The following is a 1,195-nucleotide window of genomic DNA, read 5'->3' as shown; positions in this document are numbered from 1 at the left end:
GGTTGTCCGCTCCCACCGCCCTGGCGAGATCGGCCAGCTTGGCGGCCATGCGGGCCGTTGGCCCGACGGTGGCGCCGCCAGGCGTTTGCCGCGGCGGTCTGCCCCTTCCCGACGATCAAGGACGCGGTCGACACCGTCATCACGACGATCCAGTCCGGCGTTCCCGTGGCCAGGATCGAGCTGCTGGACGAGGTCCAGATGCGGGCGGTGATCGCTTATAGCAAGCTCGACTACGCCGTGGCGCCGACCCTGTTCTTCGAGTTCCCCGGGACCGAGGCCGGCGTCGCGGAGCAGGCCGAGATGGTCTCCGCCATCGCGGCGGAGTTCGGTGGAACCGGCGCGTCAATCCAACGGTGGCGCATGGCGCGGAAGGTTATGCCGCCGCTCCACCCACCCGCTTGACGCAAGCCATGGCGCTGACGGCGTTCGAGCGGCTTGGGAACGAGGCTTTGGAGGTGGAACCACGGGATGGACGGCGCGGCCGGGTTGAGATACATGTATCTCAACCTCAGGGAGGAAGCCATGCCTGTCAGTATTCGCCTCGGTCAAGAGATAGAAGATCGCCTGGAGAAGTTGGCCCGCGCGACCGGCAGATCGAAGACCTACTACATCAGGGAAGCCGTGCTGGAGCATCTCGACGACCTGGAGGATATCCATCTCGCCGAACGTGAACTGGCCGAGGTTCGCGCCGGACGAAGCACCACGATGTCGCTCGACGAGATGATGAAACGTTATGACCTGGAGGGTTGAGTTCTCGGAGTTGGCGCAGAAGAATCTCGAAAAACTCGATCCGCAGCACGCCCGTCGCATCGTCGCGTTCATGCGGGAACGGGTTAGGAACTTGGCTGATCCAAGAAGTATTGGGGAGGCTTTGAAGGGAAGCACCCTTCGAGAGTTCTGGAAGTATCGCGTTGGCGATTACCGGATCATCGCGAAAATCGAAGATGATACAGTCCTCATACTTGTTCTGAGAATTGGAAACCGTAAGGAAGTATATCGTTGATTGCCATTTCCAAGTTATTCTTCGACGCTAAGTTTGTGGGATAATCCACGTTGAGCTGGTGACACCGCTTGTCCAACCGTAAGCGGGTTCTAGGGGCGCCGCTTCGCACACCCAGGGATCCTGGCACAAGTCCCGATCCCACAAGCGCTCAGGCCGGCACCCGCCAGCCCGCTATCGCGGTTTCGCACTCGT

3 protein-coding genes are annotated in these 1,195 nt (G+C 60.9%); all 3 read left to right on the top strand.

The features are described 5' to 3' along the window. On the top strand, positions 1-402 hold a 402-nt coding region (locus tag N825_RS35625), incomplete at its 5' end, for an FAD-linked oxidase C-terminal domain-containing protein (protein ID WP_281174408.1). A 66-nt stretch (positions 403-468) separates the two neighbouring features. Beyond that, complete coding sequence (relB, locus tag N825_RS35620; protein ID WP_245613342.1) at positions 469-750, top strand: type II toxin-antitoxin system RelB family antitoxin; 282 nt, start codon at positions 469-471, stop codon at positions 748-750. Continuing rightward, positions 734-1,003 carry a type II toxin-antitoxin system RelE family toxin gene (locus tag N825_RS35615; RefSeq protein ID WP_037462382.1) on the top strand — a complete coding sequence of 90 codons (270 nt, stop codon included), beginning with the start codon at positions 734-736 and terminating at the stop codon, positions 1,001-1,003. Before relB ends, N825_RS35615 begins: the two co-directional genes overlap by 17 nt. Positions 1,004-1,195 lie beyond the last annotated feature (192 nt).

Source organism: Skermanella stibiiresistens SB22, assembly GCF_000576635.1.
Taxonomy (GTDB): domain Bacteria; phylum Pseudomonadota; class Alphaproteobacteria; order Azospirillales; family Azospirillaceae; genus Skermanella; species Skermanella stibiiresistens.
The sequence above is the reverse complement of the archived record's forward strand: the minus strand, read 5'-3'. Positions and strand labels throughout refer to the sequence as shown.